General features: G+C 58.8%; 22 protein-coding genes. 10 read left to right on the top strand and 12 right to left on the bottom strand.

Going from position 1 to position 17,369, the window contains the following annotated elements; translation table 11 throughout:
- Nucleotides 1-7 precede the first annotated feature (7 nt).
- Nucleotides 8-1,522, bottom strand: coding sequence for a choline-sulfatase (gene betC, locus BK658_RS07835; protein ID WP_123581824.1), 1,515 nt, complete (start codon nucleotides 1,520-1,522; stop codon nucleotides 8-10).
- 114 nt (nucleotides 1,523-1,636) lie between these two features.
- On the opposite strand from betC, the gene BK658_RS07830 reads away from it, so the two are divergent.
- Nucleotides 1,637-2,587 carry a choline sulfate utilization transcriptional regulator gene (locus BK658_RS07830; protein ID WP_123581823.1) on the top strand — a complete coding sequence of 317 codons (951 nt, stop codon included), beginning with the start codon at nucleotides 1,637-1,639 and terminating at the stop codon, nucleotides 2,585-2,587.
- 38 nt (nucleotides 2,588-2,625) lie between these two features.
- Complete coding sequence (locus BK658_RS07825) at nucleotides 2,626-2,952, top strand: DOPA 4,5-dioxygenase family protein (RefSeq protein ID WP_123581822.1); 327 nt, start codon at nucleotides 2,626-2,628, stop codon at nucleotides 2,950-2,952.
- A gap of 148 nt (nucleotides 2,953-3,100) precedes the next feature.
- Here the strand turns inward: BK658_RS07825 and BK658_RS07820 are convergent, their stop codons facing one another.
- The 3 genes from BK658_RS07820 to trpB form a co-directional block, all read right to left on the bottom strand.
- Nucleotides 3,101-3,532 carry an anti-virulence regulator CigR family protein gene (locus BK658_RS07820; protein WP_123581821.1) on the bottom strand — a complete coding sequence of 144 codons (432 nt, stop codon included), beginning with the start codon at nucleotides 3,530-3,532 and terminating at the stop codon, nucleotides 3,101-3,103.
- A gap of 123 nt (nucleotides 3,533-3,655) precedes the next feature.
- Nucleotides 3,656-4,468, bottom strand: a complete 813-nt coding sequence (gene trpA / locus BK658_RS07815) for a tryptophan synthase subunit alpha (protein ID WP_123581820.1) — start codon at nucleotides 4,466-4,468, stop codon at nucleotides 3,656-3,658.
- Nucleotides 4,468-5,703: a tryptophan synthase subunit beta gene (trpB, locus tag BK658_RS07810; protein WP_123581819.1), complete on the bottom strand. Its 1,236-nt coding sequence runs from the start codon at nucleotides 5,701-5,703 to the stop codon at nucleotides 4,468-4,470. Before trpB ends, trpA begins: the two co-directional genes overlap by 1 nt.
- 126 nt (nucleotides 5,704-5,829) lie before the next feature.
- Here trpB and BK658_RS07805 point away from each other — a divergent pair, with 126 nt between their 5' ends.
- Nucleotides 5,830-6,720 carry a LysR family transcriptional regulator gene (locus BK658_RS07805; protein ID WP_123581818.1) on the top strand — a complete coding sequence of 297 codons (891 nt, stop codon included), beginning with the start codon at nucleotides 5,830-5,832 and terminating at the stop codon, nucleotides 6,718-6,720.
- Here the strand turns inward: BK658_RS07805 and BK658_RS07800 are convergent.
- Nucleotides 6,717-7,043, bottom strand: a complete 327-nt coding sequence (locus BK658_RS07800; RefSeq protein ID WP_123581817.1) for an ElaB/YgaM/YqjD family protein — start codon at nucleotides 7,041-7,043, stop codon at nucleotides 6,717-6,719. The genes BK658_RS07805 and BK658_RS07800 overlap by 4 nt on opposite strands.
- Nucleotides 7,044-7,197: 154 nt before the next feature.
- On the opposite strand from BK658_RS07800, the gene BK658_RS07795 reads away from it, so the two are divergent.
- Both BK658_RS07795 and BK658_RS07790 read left to right on the top strand, forming a co-directional pair.
- Nucleotides 7,198-7,413: a dodecin gene (locus BK658_RS07795; RefSeq protein ID WP_123427033.1), complete on the top strand. Its 216-nt coding sequence runs from the start codon at nucleotides 7,198-7,200 to the stop codon at nucleotides 7,411-7,413.
- A 132-nt stretch (nucleotides 7,414-7,545) separates the two neighbouring features.
- On the top strand, nucleotides 7,546-7,767 hold the full coding sequence (locus BK658_RS07790; protein WP_054594911.1) for a DUF1161 domain-containing protein: 222 nt from the start codon (nucleotides 7,546-7,548) through the stop codon (nucleotides 7,765-7,767).
- Between the two features lie 70 nt (nucleotides 7,768-7,837).
- Here BK658_RS07790 and BK658_RS07785 read toward each other — a convergent pair whose 3' ends face one another.
- Complete coding sequence (locus BK658_RS07785) at nucleotides 7,838-8,839, bottom strand: LLM class flavin-dependent oxidoreductase (RefSeq protein WP_123581816.1); 1,002 nt, start codon at nucleotides 8,837-8,839, stop codon at nucleotides 7,838-7,840.
- Between the two features lie 241 nt (nucleotides 8,840-9,080).
- Between BK658_RS07785 and BK658_RS07780 the strand changes: the two genes are divergently transcribed.
- The gene (locus BK658_RS07780) at nucleotides 9,081-9,512 is read left to right on the top strand and encodes an OsmC family protein (protein ID WP_123581815.1); all 432 of its coding nucleotides are present in this window, start codon (nucleotides 9,081-9,083) and stop codon (nucleotides 9,510-9,512) included.
- 182 nt (nucleotides 9,513-9,694) lie between these two features.
- Nucleotides 9,695-9,928, top strand: coding sequence for a DUF1161 domain-containing protein (locus BK658_RS07775; RefSeq protein WP_123581814.1), 234 nt, complete (start codon nucleotides 9,695-9,697; stop codon nucleotides 9,926-9,928).
- Nucleotides 9,929-9,934: 6 nt separating this feature from the next.
- Here the strand turns inward: BK658_RS07775 and BK658_RS07770 are convergent, their stop codons facing one another.
- Both BK658_RS07770 and BK658_RS07765 read right to left on the bottom strand, forming a co-directional pair.
- Nucleotides 9,935-10,354: a PA0061/PA0062 family lipoprotein gene (locus BK658_RS07770; RefSeq protein ID WP_123581813.1), complete on the bottom strand. Its 420-nt coding sequence runs from the start codon at nucleotides 10,352-10,354 to the stop codon at nucleotides 9,935-9,937.
- Between the two features lie 40 nt (nucleotides 10,355-10,394).
- Nucleotides 10,395-10,811, bottom strand: a complete 417-nt coding sequence (locus BK658_RS07765) for a PA0061/PA0062 family lipoprotein (protein ID WP_123581812.1) — start codon at nucleotides 10,809-10,811, stop codon at nucleotides 10,395-10,397.
- Between the two features lie 59 nt (nucleotides 10,812-10,870).
- On the opposite strand from BK658_RS07765, the gene BK658_RS07760 reads away from it, so the two are divergent.
- On the top strand, nucleotides 10,871-11,947 hold the full coding sequence (locus BK658_RS07760; protein WP_123581811.1) for an aminopeptidase: 1,077 nt from the start codon (nucleotides 10,871-10,873) through the stop codon (nucleotides 11,945-11,947).
- 117 nt (nucleotides 11,948-12,064) lie between these two features.
- Here BK658_RS07760 and BK658_RS07755 read toward each other — a convergent pair whose 3' ends face one another.
- Nucleotides 12,065-12,715, bottom strand: coding sequence for an HAD family hydrolase (locus tag BK658_RS07755; protein WP_123581810.1), 651 nt, complete (start codon nucleotides 12,713-12,715; stop codon nucleotides 12,065-12,067).
- A gap of 27 nt (nucleotides 12,716-12,742) precedes the next feature.
- Nucleotides 12,743-13,288 carry a gamma carbonic anhydrase family protein gene (locus tag BK658_RS07750; RefSeq protein WP_123581809.1) on the bottom strand — a complete coding sequence of 182 codons (546 nt, stop codon included), beginning with the start codon at nucleotides 13,286-13,288 and terminating at the stop codon, nucleotides 12,743-12,745.
- A gap of 62 nt (nucleotides 13,289-13,350) precedes the next feature.
- Between BK658_RS07750 and prlC the strand changes: the two genes are divergently transcribed.
- Both prlC and BK658_RS07740 read left to right on the top strand, forming a co-directional pair.
- The gene (prlC, locus tag BK658_RS07745; RefSeq protein ID WP_185019800.1) at nucleotides 13,351-15,429 is read left to right on the top strand and encodes an oligopeptidase A; all 2,079 of its coding nucleotides are present in this window, start codon (nucleotides 13,351-13,353) and stop codon (nucleotides 15,427-15,429) included.
- Nucleotides 15,426-15,716 carry a YheV family putative zinc ribbon protein gene (locus tag BK658_RS07740; RefSeq protein WP_019694456.1) on the top strand — a complete coding sequence of 97 codons (291 nt, stop codon included), beginning with the start codon at nucleotides 15,426-15,428 and terminating at the stop codon, nucleotides 15,714-15,716. Before prlC ends, BK658_RS07740 begins: the two co-directional genes overlap by 4 nt.
- 136 nt (nucleotides 15,717-15,852) lie before the next feature.
- Here BK658_RS07740 and BK658_RS07735 read toward each other — a convergent pair whose 3' ends face one another.
- Complete coding sequence (locus BK658_RS07735; RefSeq protein ID WP_123581808.1) at nucleotides 15,853-16,509, bottom strand: phosphatase domain-containing protein; 657 nt, start codon at nucleotides 16,507-16,509, stop codon at nucleotides 15,853-15,855.
- Between the two features lie 330 nt (nucleotides 16,510-16,839).
- Nucleotides 16,840-17,142 (bottom strand): hypothetical protein, encoded by a 303-nt coding sequence (locus BK658_RS07730; protein ID WP_123581807.1) that lies wholly within the window; start codon nucleotides 17,140-17,142, stop codon nucleotides 16,840-16,842.
- Between the last annotated feature and the right edge of the window lie 227 nt (nucleotides 17,143-17,369).

Here is a 17,369-nt window from a genome sequence, read left to right as displayed (position 1 = left end):
CCTTACGTTATTGGTTTTGGCAGGGTTGTGGATAACGTGCTTTGCGCTCCAGGTCATCGAGGTCGATGTGGTTGCGCATGTACTGCTGACTGGCGTCGACCAGTGGCTGGTGGTCCCAGCTCTTCAGCTTGCCGAGGGTCAGCGCCTGGGCGACGAAACGTCGTCGGCGCTGGCTGGCGAGCACCTGTTGGTGAATCGCCGGGATGTTCCATTTGGCCCGAGACTCGGCAAGAAAGTCGTTGAACAACTGGCGATGTTGCACGGATTGGCTGAGTTCCTCCTGTTCATGCGGGTCGTTATGCACGTCGAAGAGCAGGCACGGGTCGTCTTCGCTGTAGATGAATTTGTACGCGCCACGGCGGATCATCATCAGCGGACTGATAGTGCCTTCGGCCATGTATTCACCAAACACTTCGTCATGTCCGCCCTGCCCTTGCAGGTGCGGCACCAGCGAACGGCCGTCTAGCGGCAAGCCGGGTTCCAATGTACCGCCAGCCAGTTCCACCAGGGTCGGCAGCAGGTCGGCGGTGGACACCGCAGCACCGACTCGCCCAGCGGCGAACTGCCCCGGTGCGCTGACCAGCAGCGGCACGCGGGCGGCCATTTCGAACCAGTGCATTTTGTACCAGAGCCCCCGCTCACCGAGCATGTCGCCGTGGTCACCGGAGAAGACAATGATGGTGTCGTCGATCAGCCCCGTATCCTCGAGGGTTCGCAGAAGTTTGCCGACGTTGCTGTCGATATAGCTGCACGCACCGAAATAGGCGCGCCGCGCATCGCGAATCTTATCCACAGGCAGCGGCTTGTCCCACAGGTCGTAAACCTTGAGCAGACGCTGGGAATGCGGATCGAGATCGGTTTGCGCCGGCGTTTCCGGCAATGGGATGTCTTGGTCGTCGTACAGGTCCCAAAAGGTCTTGGGAATGGTGTACGGATCGTGTGGGTGAGTCATCGATACGGTCAGGCAGAACGGCTGATCGCCCTCTTCGCGGATGTGATCGAACAGGTACTGCTGGGCCTTGAACACCACCTCTTCGTCGAAATCCAGCTGATTGGTGCGCACGCAGGGCCCGGCCTGCAGCACTGAGGACATGTTGTGATACCAGCTCGGGCGCACATCCGGTTCATCCCAGTTCACTGCCCAACCGTAATCGGCCGGGTAGATATCGCTGGTCAGGCGTTCTTCGTAGCCATGCAGTTGATCCGGGCCGCAGAAGTGCATCTTGCCGGACAGCGCGGTGCGGTAGCCCAGGCGTCGCAGGTAGTGGGCATAGGTCGGCACGTCTGCCGGAAAATCCGCCGCGTTGTCGTAGGCGCCGATCTTGCTCGGCAATTGGCCGCTAACCAGGGTGAAACGCGAAGGAGCGCATAACGGGCTGTTGCAATACGCGGCGTCGAACACCACGCCTTGCGCGGCGAGGCGGCTCAGGTTGGGCAGCTTGATCGGCGATGAACCGTAGAACGGCAACAAGGGCGCGGCCATTTGATCGGCCATGATGAAAAGAATGTTCTTGCGCTTCATGAGATCGCGGCATTCCATAGTGAGCAGTTATGCGAAAGTGCTGTGATCGAGGATGTAGCCCATGCACTTAGCGGTAAAGCCCACGCCCGGCAATGACTAGGATAAGCACAGCTTATGTATGATGCCCTTGGTGATTTGTCCCTGGACCTGTTCCGCGCCTTTGAGGCCGCGGCACGTCATCGCAGCTTTACCGCTGCGGCGGTGGAACTCGGCACCACGCAGCCCGCCGTCAGCCAGCAGCTCAAACGGCTGGAGGAGCAACTCGGCACGCGGCTGTTCGACCGAATCTACCGAGGCATCGAGCTGACCGAGGCCGGGGCGATTCTGTTCGAACAGGTGCAGGCCGGTTTGCAGAGCATCGACGCCGGGCTGAATGCGATCAGCGCCCAGCATCAGCACGAGGTGTTGCAGGTGGCCACCGACTTCGCCTTCGCCGCCTATTGGCTGATGCCGCGCCTGCACCGTTTTCATGAGGCCAATCCACAGGTGGACGTCAGCCTGGTTACCAGCGAGCGCAGCCACAACATGCTGCGCACGGATATCGACGTGGCCGTGCTGTTTGGTGATGGGCGTTTCAAGCAGGGCGAAAGCCATTGGCTGTTCAGTGAAGAAGTGTTCCCGGTGTGCAGCCCGCTGCTGCTCAAAGACCGCACGGTGCCCCTGCCCGCCCACGCTTTGCAGGAATTACCGTTGCTGCATTTACGCGGCGAGAACAGCAGCCACTGGTTCGACTGGAGCGGCGTGTTCCGCACCTTGGGCATCGCCACCCCACCGGCACCGGGACAATTGCGCTTCGACAACTACACGCTATTGATTCAAGCGGCGATTGGCGGCCAGGGCGTGGCCATCGGTTGGCGGCACCTTGTGGATAACTTGCTGGCGCAAGGCTTGTTGTGCCAACCGATTGCCGAGACGGCGATATCGAGCTTCGGCTATTACGTGGTCCTGCCCCAACGCAAACGCCGCAGCGCGCTGATTCAACAGTTCGTCGACTGGCTGATGACCGAACAGGCCAGCAGCGCGGAGTCGCTGACAGGTTTGGCGCTGCCGTCTATTGCGGTGTAGCGTTGCGGCTGGAATGAATCCCGAGACGCGAGAACGCTATGCAACCGATCAAGGGCTATCACGCCCATGTTTATTTCGACGCGAACACCATCGATCTGGCGCGAGCCCTGTGTGAACAGGCTGCGCAGCTGTTCCCGCTGAAGATGGGCCGGGTGCACGAACGGCTGGTCGGCCCACACCCGGACTGGAGCTGCCAACTGGCCTTCGCACCGGAGCAGCTCGGCGAAGTGCTGCCGTGGCTGGCGCTTAATCGCAAAGGTTTGGTGGTATTTGTGCACCCGGATACCGGCGACGATCTGGCGGACCACACCGACCATGCGATCTGGATGGGTGCGATCCGTCCATTGGATTTGTCGATTTTTTGAGCATGTTCGATCGCAGACAATGATCGTTCCCACGCTCCTGCGTGGGAATGCATCCCGTGACGCTCCGCGTCACCATCAAGAGCGGACGCGGAGCGTCCATTGAGGCATTCCCACGCGGAGCGTGGGAACGATCAATCAATGCTTTCAGTTAGTACAAAACCCCTTCCAGCACTTCATAAACCACCCCGGTGCCTATGGCGATCAGCACGATGTCACCGCCCATGCGTCGCCATTCGTAACCTGGGTAGTACGGCAAGTGTTCGAGGGCTCGGCTGTCCAGGCGTTCACCGTAGTAGCCGCGCGGCAAAGGTTGGCCTCTGACCCAGCGAACACCCGGCGGTGGTGGCGCACCGCGGACGAAATACCCGTGATTGACGCGGATCACTTCGCGCACCGGACCGAAGTCCTGAGGTGGCCGTCTGTATTCAGGGCGGTGATCGCGGTGATCATCGCCGCGATGCTCATACCGCGGGCCACCGCGATCATGATCGTCGCGCTCATCGGCGCTTACGTGGAGCAAGGGCGTGGCACCGAGCATCAATACACCCAGGCTGGCGATCAAGCGTTTGGGCATTTTCATTTAGGTCTTCCTCACAGCATCCACAGCAAAAAAAGGGGTTCAGAACTCGGTTCCAAACCCCTGGGTCTTGCTATTTAGTCTGCGGCGCCAGGCACTAATTCCTCTGTATCAGGAACTTTACTCTTAGCTGACGCGGGCTTTACGCACACCTTCGGACAACGCCGAGCACAGGCCTAGTACGCCGTCGATGGCCTGCTCAGGTGTGGTCGCGTTGGCGATGTGGTCGATCAGCGCCGAACCCACCACCACGCCGTCTGCCAGACGGGCGATGGACGCCGCTTGCTCCGGTGTGCGGATGCCGAACCCGATGCTGATCGGCAGGTCGGTGTGGCGACGCAAACGGGCCACGGCTTCTTCGACGTGTTCCAGCGTCGCTGCGCCAGCGCCCGTCACACCGGCCACCGATACGTAGTACACAAAACCGGAACTGCCATTGAGCACAGTCGGCAGACGCACGTCGTCGGTGGTCGGAGTGGTCAGGCGGATGAAGTCGATGCCTGCCGCTTGCGCCGGGTCGCACAGCTCGGCGTTATGTTCAGGCGGCATGTCGACCACGATCAGGCCATCGACACCGGCTTCTTTGGCATCGTTGATGAAACGCGGTACGCCGTAGTAATGAATCGGGTTGAAGTAACCCATCAGCACCAGTGGCGTGTCGCTGTTGTCTTTGCGGAACTCGCGAACCATTTGCAGGGTTTTCGCCAGGTTCTGCTTAGCGCCCAAGGCGCGGATGTTGGCGAGCTGGATCGCCGGGCCGTCGGCCATCGGATCGGTGAAGGGCATGCCCAGTTCGATCACGTCGGCACCCGCCGCTGGCAAACCTTTGAGGATCGCCAACGAGGTGTCATAGCTCGGGTCGCCGGCAGTGACAAAGGTCACCAGGGCGGCGCGGTTCTGTTCTTTGAGTTCGGCGAAGCGCGTTTGCAGGCGGCTCATCAGTGTTTCTCCTGCTGGGAGTGCTCTTGTAGAGAGTGTTCCATGTGATGCATGACGGTCTGCATGTCTTTGTCGCCACGGCCGGACAGGTTGACCACCATCAGGTGATCTTTCGGCAGGGTCGGTGCGCGTTTGAACACTTCGGCCAGGGCGTGGGCGCTTTCCAGTGCAGGAATAATCCCTTCCAGGCGGCAGCATTTATGGAAGGCGTCGAGGGCTTCGTGGTCGGTCACCGAGGTGTACTGAACGCGGCCGATGTCATGCAACCAGGCGTGTTCCGGGCCGATACCCGGATAGTCGAGGCCGGCGGAGATCGAGTGAGCGTCGATGATCTGGCCATCGTCGTCCTGCAGCAGGAAGGTCCGGTTGCCGTGCAGCACGCCCGGTACGCCGCCGTTCAGGCTGGCCGCATGTTTGCCGGTTTCGATGCCATGGCCCGCTGCTTCAACGCCGATGATTTCGACGCTTTTGTCATCGAGGAACGGGTGGAACAGGCCCATGGCGTTGGAACCACCGCCGATGCACGCCACCAGGCTGTCCGGCAGGCGACCTTCCTTGGCTTGCAGTTGTTCGCGGGTTTCCTTGCCGATCACCGCCTGGAAGTCGCGGACCATTGCCGGATAAGGGTGCGGGCCGGCCACGGTGCCGATCAGGTAGAAGGTGCTGTCGACGTTGGTCACCCAGTCACGCAGGGCTTCGTTCATCGCGTCTTTCAGAGTGCCGGTGCCAGCAACCACGGGGATCACTTCGGCGCCCAGCAGTTTCATGCGGAACACGTTGGCCTGTTGGCGCTCGATGTCGGTGGTGCCCATGTAGATCACGCAATCGAGGCCAAAGCGCGCAGCCACGGTGGCGGTCGCTACGCCGTGCATGCCGGCGCCAGTCTCGGCGATGATGCGTTTTTTGCCCATGCGCCGCGCCAGCAGGATCTGGCCGATGCAGTTGTTGATCTTGTGCGCGCCGGTGTGGTTCAGCTCTTCGCGCTTGAGGTAGATCTTCGCGCCGCCGCAGAACTCGGTCAGACGCTCGGCGAAGTACAGCGGGCTTGGACGGCCGACGTAGTCGCGTTGGAAGTAGGCCAATTCTTCCTTGAACGCCGGATCTTCCTTGGCCGCTTCGTATTCACGGGCCAGGTCGAGGATCAACGGCATCAGGGTTTCGGCAACGTAGCGGCCGCCGAACGCGCCAAACAGGCCGTTGGCATCAGGGCCGTTGCGCAGATTAGTCTGGGTCATGGGGCGCTCCAGTTGAATTTGAAAAAGTTAATTCGTAGCAGGGCAATGGCGTTCACTCTACCCCTGACGTCTGGAGCTGAAAACCGATAAGATCGCCGTAACCTGTCAGGAAAACTCACAGATCCCATGAGCCACGATCTTCCCCCGCTAAACGCCCTGCGTGCCTTCGAGGCCACTGCCCGCCTGAACAGCGTCAGTCAGGCTGCGGAGCAACTGCACGTGACTCACGGTGCCGTCAGCCGACAGTTGAAAGTGCTGGAGGAGCATCTGGGGGTGAGCCTGTTCGTCAAGGATGGGCGCGGCCTGAAACTCACAGATGCCGGCGTGCGCTTACGCGATGCCAGCAGCGAGGCCTTCGAGCGTTTACGCACCGTTTGCGGTGAACTGACGCAAGGTCACGCCGACGCGCCGTTCGTGCTTGGCTGCTCTGGCAGCTTGCTGGCGCGCTGGTTCATTCCACGTCTGGGCCGGTTGAATGCCGACCTGCCGGACTTGCGTTTGCACCTGTCGGCGGGTGAAGGCGATCTTGACCCTCGGCGGCCGGGGCTCGATGCCTTGCTGGTGTTTGCCGAGCCGCCGTGGCCTGCGGACATGCAGGTTTATGAATTGGCCAGCGAGCGCATAGGTCCAGTGTTGAGCCCTCGCTTTGCCGGTTACGACAAACTGCGCCAGGCGCCGGCCGCTGCGCTGCTCAACGAAGCCTTGTTGCACACCACTTCACGCCCGCAAGCCTGGCCCAGTTGGGCGCAGCGCAACGACCTCGACGCCAAAGCGCTGAAGTACGGGCAGGGTTTCGAGCATTTGTATTATTTGCTGGAGGCGGCGGTGGCCGGGCTGGGCGTAGCGATTGCCCCTGAGCCGCTGGTGGCCGAGGACTTGAAGGCCGGTCGCCTGGTCGCCCCGTGGGGTTTTAGTGAAACCCCGGCGCAACTGGCGTTGTGGCTACCCAAGCGCGCCGCAGACGGGCGCGCTCGGCAGTTGGCGCAGTGGTTGAAAAACGAACTGTGCCAGCCTTAATGGCCGCGTTTGTATAGCAGATACGCGGCCAGCAAACCCAAGGCACCGACCGCGACGCTGGTCGTGGTCCATGGGTGTTCCTGGGCGTAATCGCGGGTGGCGATCCCGGTTTCGCGGGTTTTGACTTTGACTTCTTCGTACGCATCGCTGAGCAGGTGGCGCGAGTGTTTCAGCGCGTTCTCGGCGTTGTTTTTGAGGACCTTGAGGGTTTTCAGCGACTCGTCCGAGGCATCACTCTTCAGGTTTTCCAACGACTTGAGCAGACTCTCGATCTCGGCTTCCATGCTTTGCAATGAGGCTTTACGCAACGAGGTGTTGGCCATGGTGATTCTCCTGCATTGATTGAGTGGAGTGTGTTGGTTGGGACTCCAGCAGTTCGGGAAAGTGCAGTAAATCTGAGCCCTCACTTGAGATTAGCCGACAGAAGAAATACCAAAAATCGCTGCTAGGCTCTAATGACTATTCAAGGAGAGTGCCATGACTGACCACCATACTTACAAGAAAGTCGAACTGGTTGGCTCGTCCCCCACCAGCATTGAAGAAGCCATCAACAACGCTCTGGCCGAGGCCAGCAAAAGCATCAAGCACATGGAATGGTTTGAGGTCACCGAAACCCGCGGGCACATCAAGGATGGCCAGGCGGCGCACTTTCAGGTCACGCTCAAAGTCGGGTTCCGGATTGCCAATAGCTGAGGTTGAGCTAGGCTTCTGAACTTGTGCGCTGGCCGATTGCCACAGGGAATGGCAAAGCGCTACTTCGTCTTGGGCGCCAGGCGCCCGAGTGTTAACGCTTACCCCTTTTGATCCGACCAGGGAATGTGACCGATGAAGAAATTTATATTGGCGGTGGGTTTGTTGAGCATTGCGGGAACAACCTTTGCGGCGGGCAAACCGTGCGAAGAGCTGAAAAGCGAAATAGCGGCAAAAATCGACGCCAAGGGCTCCAAAAACTATTCGCTGGAAATCGTCGATAAGGGCGCGGCCGCAGGTGGCAAGGTGGTCGGCAAGTGCGAGGCGGGCAAGAAAGTCATCGTCTACAAGAAGTAAGCTGAGTCAGCTGTTTTTGTAATAAAGCCGACGCCATGGCGTCGGCTTTTTTGTAGGCATTGTCTGAGACTTAGCCCTTCATCACTTGCGCCAGCAGTTCGTAGGAATGCAGGCGATCGGCGTGTTCGTACAGGTCACAGGTGAAGATCAACTCGTCGGCTTGTGTCTGCTCGATCAGCACTTCAAGTTTGCCGCGAATTTTCGCCGGGCTGCCGACCATGGCCAGGCCCAGGAAATCACCGACGGCTTCTCTCTCATGGGGCAACCACAGGCCGTCCATGGTTTTTACCGGTGGCCGCTGAACCAGGCTTTGGCCGCGCATCAGCGCCAGAATCCGTTGGTAGACCGAGGTTGCCAGATAATCGGCGCGTTCGTCGGTGTCAGCGGCTACCAGCGGCACGCCCAGCATCACGTAGGGTTTATCCAGTACGGCTGAAGGCTTGAAGTGATTGCGGTAAACCCGAATCGCTTCATGCATATAACGCGGTGCGAAATGCGAAGCGAAGGCGTAAGGCAAACCGCGCTCGCCGGCCAGTTGCGCGCTGAACAGGCTGGAGCCCAGCAGCCAGACCGGCACGTTGGTGCCGGTGCCGGGCATCGCGATAATTCGCTGGTCTGGAGTGCGTGGGCCCAGGTAACGCACCAGTTCGGCGACGTCTTCGGGGAAATCGTCGGCGCTGCCGGAGCGTTCACGGCGCAAGGCGCGGGCAGTCATCTGATCGGAGCCCGGTGCGCGACCCAGGCCGAGGTCGATTCGCCCCGGATAGAGGCTTTCGAGAGTGCCGAATTGTTCGGCGATTACCAGCGGCGCATGGTTGGGCAGCATAACGCCACCGGAGCCGACACGAATGCTCGACGTCCCGCCGGCCAGATAGCCAAGCAGTACGGAAGTCGCGGAACTGGCGATGCCATCCATGTTGTGGTGTTCGGCGACCCAGAAGCGGTTATAGCCCCACTTCTCCACGTGTTGCGCCAGGTCCAGCGAGTTGCGCAGCGATTGCGCGGGGCTGCCGTTCTCGCGAACGGGCACCAGGTCCAGCGTCGAGAACTTGATATCGGACAGTTGTTTCATAAGCCGGCTTCTCCAATGGGGGGACGCAGGCTTTTCTCACCAACGAAAACCTGCCGAATGCATGAGCGTGTTCTATGCAATGTGGGCATATACCCGAGTTTCAATAGCAGACATGAATTTGCCTACCAGATAAGCGGTTCGATCCGACAAGGTGAACTTTGCCCAGCCTTCTATCCTCAGAACCCAGGCAACCGAAAACCATGAAGGCGCGACCCTCGCGCCGGATTTTGAGGAGGCAGAGATGAGTATCAAAAAGAAAGCATCGGCGCATTGGGTCGGTGATCTGAAGACCGGCCTTGGGACTATCTCGACCGAAACCGGGGTCCTGAAAAATGCACCTTATGGCTTCAAGGCACGCTTCGAAGGCGGCCCGGGTACCAACCCGGAAGAGCTGATCGGCGCCGCTCACGCGGGTTGTTTCTCCATGGCATTTTCGATGATTCTCGGTGAGGCTGGCCTCAAGGCCGACACGATCGACACCCATGCCGAGGTGACGCTGGATCAGGTCGACGGTGGTTTTGCGATCACCGCCGTGCACCTGACGCTCAAAGCGAAAATTCCTGGTGCGAGCCAGCAGCAATTTGAAGAGTTGAGCAAAAAGGCCAAGGAAGGCTGCCCGGTTTCCAAGGTGTTGAACGCCAAAATCAGTCTGGATGCAACGCTGGTGAATTGAGTTCTGTGCAGTAAAAATCGCAGCCTTCGGCAGCTCCTACGATGATCGATGAACCCGTAGAAGCTGCCGGAGGCTGCGATCTTTTTTGTTCCGAATCAAACTCGCGGAGTGAAACTGTGGTCGAATAACTGACAGCAGCTTCAGCGCATGACTGTGCGCGCTGCCTCAAGGGAGCTTCAACCATGAAACGTTTTGCCTTGGCGGTTATCTGCAGTGTGCTGGCCACATCAGCCCTGGCGGCAACCAAATCCTGCGAAGAACTCAAGGCCGAGATCGAATCCAAGATTCAGGCCAATAACGTGTCGTCCTACACCCTGGAGATCATCACCAATGATGAAGTGCACGACCAGAACATGGTGGTCGGCACGTGTGAAGGCGGAACGAAGAAAATCATCTATCAGAAGAACGACAGATAATCCGTCTTACTGGATGCAAAAAGTCTGGCTCTCTTCGGCGAGGAGCTCGCGCTTGGCGTTATACAGCCGGGCGCTGGGTGTGGAGGTCAGCGAGCGAGCTTCGAGCAGGTAATGTTGGCCGGCTTCGAAATGATCGTAGCGCACGGTCAAATAGCACAGTCGGTTTGGCGAGTCGAAGTCCATGCCAAAACCTCCGTAAAACTGCTCGAAGTCGAAGCGAACCTTCAATTCATGGCTGCCGGGTGTGACCTGGAAGAATCGCCCGTCTTTCAGTCGCTTATTGTCCAGGCTCTCGGCCATGAGGACTTTGCCCCCCGGCGTCGGCATGGCGAAGTCGACCCAGGCCATGTTCGGGTTCGCGGCGGGTAGCGGGGTCATACAGCCGGCCAGCGAGCTGATGGCGAGAAAAAGCAGAATTCTGCGCATGATCAATTTCCGGGCGGTCAGGTATTAATCATAGCGCCGATCAGGTGCGTTGGCAGCCTGCCAGATGCGCTTGGCCAACGACTTTGCGCTGCTGATCGTAGAGCTTGGCCCACGGCCGGAAGCCGATATTCCCTGCTTGCAGTTGATATCGCTGGCCGGCGGTAAAGTCGTTGAACTTCACACTTAACCGGCAATCGCGCCACAGCGGTTCGGCATCGGGGCCGATATTCGTCGGTGCTACCGCGAACTGATAACGCACCTTCAACTCATGGCTGCCCGGTGGAACCTGAAAGTAGCGTTTATCGGCGGAGGTCTTGGCATCCACTTCCAGCGCTTGCAGCACGGTGTCATGTTGATGGGGACTGAGGTCGATCCAGGCTTGCGTGGGGTCGGGTCGGGGCAGTCCAACACAGCCAGCCAGCATCAGCAGGTTTGCAGTCAGCATTAACACGCGCATAGCGAAGCTCCAGTCAGGCGAGATAGTCTTGCAGGCAGACTCCCCAAGGATGATTTGATGTGATCAGGCCGCTTTCAAGCCATCGGTTACTTGATCGCGTTTTGCGCGTTTTGTTTCCGGCCGCGTTGCTTTTACTGCTCAACGGTTGCACGAGCGTCAGTTACTACGGCCAGTTGGCCAGTGGTCAATGGCAATTGCTGCGCGCGCGCGAGCCGGTGAGCGAGGTGGTTGCCGACCCTGCACGTGATGCGAAACTGCGCGCGCGCCTGGCTCAGTCGCAAAAGGCCCGAGAGTTCGCCAGCCAGCGGTTGCACTTGCCAGACAACAAAAGTTATCGCCTCTACGCCGACATCGGCCGACCGTATGTGGTGTGGAATGTGTTCGGCACGCCGGAGTTTTCCCTCAAGCCGCAGAATCATTGCTTTCCGATTGCCGGGTGCGTGGCCTATCGCGGGTACTACAGCCAGAGCGCCGCGCGAGGCAACTCTGCGCTGCTGCGTCTGCAGGGCATGGACGTGTCGATCAGTGGCGTTGAAGCCTATTCGACCCTGGGCTGGTTCAATGACCCGATCATCAGTTCAATGATGAGCTGGGGTGATGAGCGCCTGGCGACACTGATTTTTCACGAGTTGGCGCATCAGCGGTTTTATGTGAAGGACGACACTGAGTTCAACGAATCTTTCGCCACCTTCGTCGAACAGGAAGGCACCCGCCAATGGCGCGCGGCGCGCGGTTTGCAGCCGGCCAGCAAAGCTCAAGAGCAGCAACGCGATCAATTTACCCGGCTGATTCTGGACACCCGTACGCGGCTCGAAAAGCTCTATGCATTGCCCCTGTCGACCGAGCAGATGCGTCAGCGTAAAACCGCCGAATTCGAACGTTTGCGCAGCGATTATCGAGCCATGCGCGACAGCCAATGGGCCGGCGACAAGCGTTTTGATGCCTGGATCAATGCCCCGATGAACAACGCCCGGCTGCTGCCATTCGGACTCTATGACCAATGGGTGCCGGCGTTTTCCGAAGTGTTCAAACAGTCGGGTGGGGATTGGCTGAAGTTTTATGCAGCGGTGGAGAAATTGGGGGCGCTGCCGGTTGAGCAACGCAAGGCGGCGCTGAAAGCGTTGGCAGCCCTTTGAGATTTGCGTTGGATGAACTGACGCCATCGCGAGCAAGCTCGCTCCCACATTAGACCGAGGCGTTGGGCAAGTACGCGATCCCCTGTGGGAGCGAGCCTGCTCTCGATGGCGATTCCACTAGCGCTGCAAAAACGCCTGATGCAACTCGGCCAATGTCTCGAAGTGATACGCCGGCTGTTCGGCGCTCAATTCTTCGTGGCTGCCGAATCCATAGCCCACCGCCGCTGCGTCCAGACCGTTGCGTTTGGCGCCGATCAGGTCGTGTTTGCGGTCGCCGATCATCAGTGTGCTGGCCGGGTCCAGGCCTTCTTCGGCCATCAAATGGGCAATCAGCTCGACCTTGTCGGTGCGGGTGCCATCCAGTTCGCTGCCGTAGATCACTTTGAAGTGCCGGTCGAAACCGAAGTGCCGGGCGATTTCCCGGGCGAAAACCCACGGCTTCGACGTCGCGATATACAGCTGCCGCCCTTGCCCATCAAGGGTTTCCAACAATGGCATGACACCGTCGAACACGCGGTTTTCGTACAGGCCGGTAACCTTGAAGCGCTCGCGGTAGAAATTCACCGCCTCCCAGGCCTTCGGCTCATCAAAGTCGTAGAACTGCATGAAGGCTTGCAGCAACGGCGGGCCGATGAAGTGTTCGAGCTTGGTCAGGTCTGGCTCGTCGATCCCCAGTTTGCTCAAGGCGAACTGGATCGAGCGAGTGATGCCCTCTCGCGGGTCGGTCAGGGTGCCATCGAGGTCGAATAAAACGGTTTGGTAATGCATGAATATTCCTGAGTGAGTCTGCCGGGATCAGAGCTGGTCGTAGCCTTCGGCCAGATGCAGGTCTTTGAGCTTCACGTAATTCGCCGCGCTGTAGGTGAAAAACGCCCGTTCCTTGTCAGTTAGTGGACGAATCTGTTTCACCGGGCTGCCGACATAGAGGAAACCGCTTTCCAGGCGTTTGCCCGGCGGCACCAGGCTGCCAGCGCCGATGATCACCTCGTCTTCGACTACTGCGCCGTCCATGACGATGCTGCCCATGCCGATCAGGATCCGGTTGCCGACGGAGCAGCCGTGCAGCATGACTTTGTGGGCGATGGTCACGTCGTCGCCGATCAACAGCGGGAAACCGTCAGGGTTGAAGGGCCCGGCGTGGGTGATGTGCAGCACGCAGCCATCCTGCACGCTGGTGCGCTGACCAATGCGGATGCGGTGCATGTCGCCGCGGAGCACGGTCAGCGGCCAGACCGAGCTGTCTTCGCCTATTTCGACGTCGCCGATCACCACCGCCGAGCTGTCGACAAAGGCGCCTTTGCCGAGCATGGGGGTGTGGTTCTGGTACTTGCGAAGGGACACGATAGGCTCTCTCTCTGTTGTTGATAGCTGCGGTTGGCGTCGATTGTAATTAAGATGGCCGCATGTTTCTTCCAGCCAAGGTGCCAACCGTGAGCGTGAACAATCCTCTTTTGCAGCCCTACGACCTGCCGCCGTTCTCGGCGATCCGCGCCGAGCACGTACAACCGGCCATCGAACAGATCCTCGCGGACAACCGCGCCGCCATCGCCGAGATCCTCAAAAGCCAGGGCAAACAGCCTACCTGGGCGGGGCTGGTGCTGGCGATGGACGAACTGAACGATCGTCTGGGCGCAGCCTGGAGCCCGGTCAGTCACCTGAATGCGGTGTGCAACAGTGCCGAACTGCGTGAGGCCTACGAGTCCTGCCTGCCGGCGCTGAGTGCCTACGCCACCGAAATGGGCCAGAACCGCGAGCTGTTCCAGGCCTATGAAGCGCTGGTCAATAGCCCGGAAGCGGCCGGTTTCGATGTCGCGCAAAAAACCATTCTTGAACACGCGCTGCGTGACTTCCGTCTGTCGGGTATCGATTTGCCTGCGCCTGAGCAAAAGCGTTACGCCGAGGTGCAGAGCAAACTGTCCGAGCTGGGCAGCCATTTCTCCAACCAATTGCTCGATGCCACCCAGGCCTGGACCAAACACATCACCGATGAGGCCGCCCTCGCCGGCCTGACCGATTCGGCCAAGGCGCAAATGGCCGCCGCGGCCCAAGCCAAAGATCTGCAAGGCTGGCTGATCAACCTGGAATTCCCGAGCTACTACGCGGTGATGACCTACGCCCATGACCGTGCGCTGCGCGAAGAAGTCTACGCCGCTTACTGCACCCGTGCGTCGGACCAAGGCCCGAACGCCGGTCAGAACGATAACGGCCCGGTGATGGAAGAAATCCTCGGCCTGCGTCAGGAGTTGGCCAAGCTGCTGGGTTTTGCCAGTTTTTCGGAGCTGAGCCTGGCGACCAAGATGGCCGAGTCCAGCGATCAGGTGCTGAGCTTCCTGCGTGATCTGGCCAAGCGCAGCAAACCGTTCGCCGCGCAGGATCTGGAACAACTCAAAGCCTACGCTGCCGAACAGGGCTGCCCCGATCTGCAAAGCTGGGACAGCGGTTTCTACGGCGAAAAACTCCGTGAGCAACGTTACAGCGTTGCCCAGGAAGCCCTGCGTGCGTATTTCCCGATCGATAAAGTCCTGAGCGGTCTGTTCGCCATCGTCCAGCGTCTGTATGGCATCGAAATCGCCGAGCTGAAGGGTTTCGACAGCTGGCACCCGGACGTTCGCCTGTTCGAAATCAAGGAGAATGGCGAGCACGTCGGGCGCTTTTTCTTTGACCTGTATGCCCGCGCCAACAAGCGCGGCGGTGCCTGGATGGACGGCGCCCGCGACCGTCGCCGCACCGCAGCAGGCGTACTGCAAAGCCCGGTAGCCAACCTGGTGTGCAACTTCACCCCGGCCGACAGTGGCAAACCTGCCCTGTTGACCCATGATGAGGTCACCACGCTGTTCCACGAATTCGGTCACGGCCTGCATCACCTGCTGACCCGCGTTGAATATTCCGGCGTGTCCGGGATCAATGGTGTGGCGTGGGACGCGGTCGAGCTGCCAAGTCAGTTCATGGAAAACTGGTGCTGGGAGCCCGAAGGCCTGGCGTTGATCTCCGGTCATTACGAAACCGACGAGCCACTGCCACAGGATCTGCTGCAAAAAATGCTCGCTGCGAAGAACTTCCAGTCCGGGCTGATGATGGTTCGCCAGCTGGAATTCTCGCTGTTCGACTTCGAACTGCACGCCACCCATGGCGACGGTCGCAGCGTACTGCAAGTGCTTGAAGGCGTGCGCGACGAGGTTTCGGTAATGCGTCCACCGGCCTACAACCGTTTCCCAAACAGCTTCGCGCATATCTTCGCTGGCGGTTACGCGGCGGGTTACTACAGCTATAAATGGGCTGAAGTGCTGTCGGCCGATGCCTTCTCGAAATTCGAGGAAGACGGCGTGCTCAATGCGGCCACCGGTCGTGCGTTCCGCGAGGCGATCCTGGCGCGTGGCGGTTCTCAGGAGCCGATGGTGCTGTTCGTCGATTTCCGCGGACGTGCGCCGTCGATTGACGCACTCTTGCGCCATAGCGGCCTCGACGAGGACGCGGCAGCATGAGTGACGCGCCAGTGAGCAAAACCAAGAAACGCTTCATCGCCGGGGCAGTCTGCCCGGCGTGCAGCGAGCCGGACAAGTTGATGATGTGGAGCGAAGACGAGGTGCCGCACCGCGAATGCGTGGCCTGCGGTTATTCCGACACGCTGAACGAGCAAGGTCTGTCAGTGCCCAAGGAACTGGGTACGCGGGTCAATACCACCGCATTGAAAGTCCCGGACGCGAAGGTTCAGGCGGTGCAGTTCTTTCCGAATCCGAAGCTGAAGAAAAAGCCCGACGATCACTCCTGATCTCCCGGCGCTTTGTAATCCGCCTTTGAGCCTGAGCGCTCAAGGGCGGTATTTATCGACTGACGCCACAATCCTCGATTGCAGGTTCATGACCCCGCCTTGCCTGTTTGGGTCAGGGCCGGTTGTGGAGGGTCCCTCAGATCTTCGGTTTTTCGCTATTGACCGTTTTCAACCAGCTTTTCATCGAGCAGGTAGCAAACACACTGGTACTGCAATCGCCGTTGGCCAGTGCGGTACGTAGTTTGTCGATATCTGCCTTCATCATGTAGCGAATACTGTTCTTGAAGTGGGTATTGTCGTCGAATCCGCCCTGGGTCATTTCGCTCAGGGCATCTTCCTTGCTCCAGCCCTGCACCACCACGCGGTACATCGCAGCCATCAGGCCAGTGCGATCCGATCCGCGTTTGCAATGGATCAACACCGGGCCTTTGCTTTGACCGGTTTGAATGGCCCGCAGCGCGCTCAGTACCTCACTGTCATCGACATGACTGGTCTTGTACGGCAATTGCACCAGGTTGATACCGGGTGTCGATAGCCAGCTTGCGTCGGACTCGGGTAGAAAACTGATCACCGTCGCGACCTGGAGTTTTTCCAGCAGCGGCAGTGCTCCATGATCGAGAAGTGCACTGCGATAGAGGGTCGGTGACATCTGGTAAAGGCCGTACTGCACTTCGACAGGCTGGGCCCATTCGCCGGGACGGATGGATTGGGTTTGCTCGGCCTGAACCTGATCGAACGCAAATAACGCCATGAGCGACAGGCACAGTGCGAGCAAGAGGTGGTTTTTCGACATGAGTCAGGGAGCCGTGGATGAAGGAATGGGCGACTAAATCCCAGCCTGAACCCTGAGCAGTCAAAGCTCTGTGAGGGGCTTGTCAAAGAATCGTTAAGCCTGACGGTACCTTCGGCTTTTATGAGGACGGCATTTGCCGCGTGTTTGTCGGATCAGAAGGGGTGGATGGGGTGAGTTTTAAGGGTGAAAGATATTATTAAGCAATGTTGGGTAATTAATAAGATATTATGAGTGGTTTTAAATTGAAACAACTAACGCCTGCGAAACTGTTTTCGCCGGCGTTAGTTTCCGAGTTTTAGCCCGTATTACCAAATACCGAGCCAGGTCCCGTCAGGGATTTACAATATTGGCATAGGCTTTGGCCAGCGCCAGCAGCTTGGCCTTGTCCTCGGCATCAATATCGCCATCACCATCCACATCCTTGCGCACAGTCCCGAGGGTGAAGGAGTGCCCGCCGTCGCTGGAAACAGCCGTCATGAAAATCGATTTCACCAGCGTCTCGGTTTGCATTTCATTTTCCGTATCCCAACCAAGTTCTTTACGGGCAAGTTGCAGTGAAACCAGGGTGTTGGGTTCAGAAGGGCTCGGCTGCATTAGTTGAAGAAAGATACCGCGTTGATTAAAGAAAGACATTGTTAAATCCTTTTAATGGTTATTCAGTATGGTGGTGCGTGTGCCAAGGATAGTACGGGTTATCTTTATCGGATGACCAATACTTATATGTTTCTCATTCTTGCGTATATAGCGTGGTTAGCAAGTAGTTATATAGAGTGGGTAGGCGGCTAGCCTGATCTTTTCGCTGAAGGTGCCGAACGGCACTGGCCTGACATTGGATCTTCAGATACTGTATATGCATACAG

The sequence above is a fragment of the Pseudomonas brassicacearum genome, from assembly GCF_003732175.1.
Classification (GTDB): Bacteria; Pseudomonadota; Gammaproteobacteria; order Pseudomonadales; family Pseudomonadaceae; genus Aquipseudomonas; species Aquipseudomonas brassicacearum_G.
Note: the sequence above shows the minus strand (reverse complement) of the source record. Positions and strands in the feature narration are given on the sequence as shown.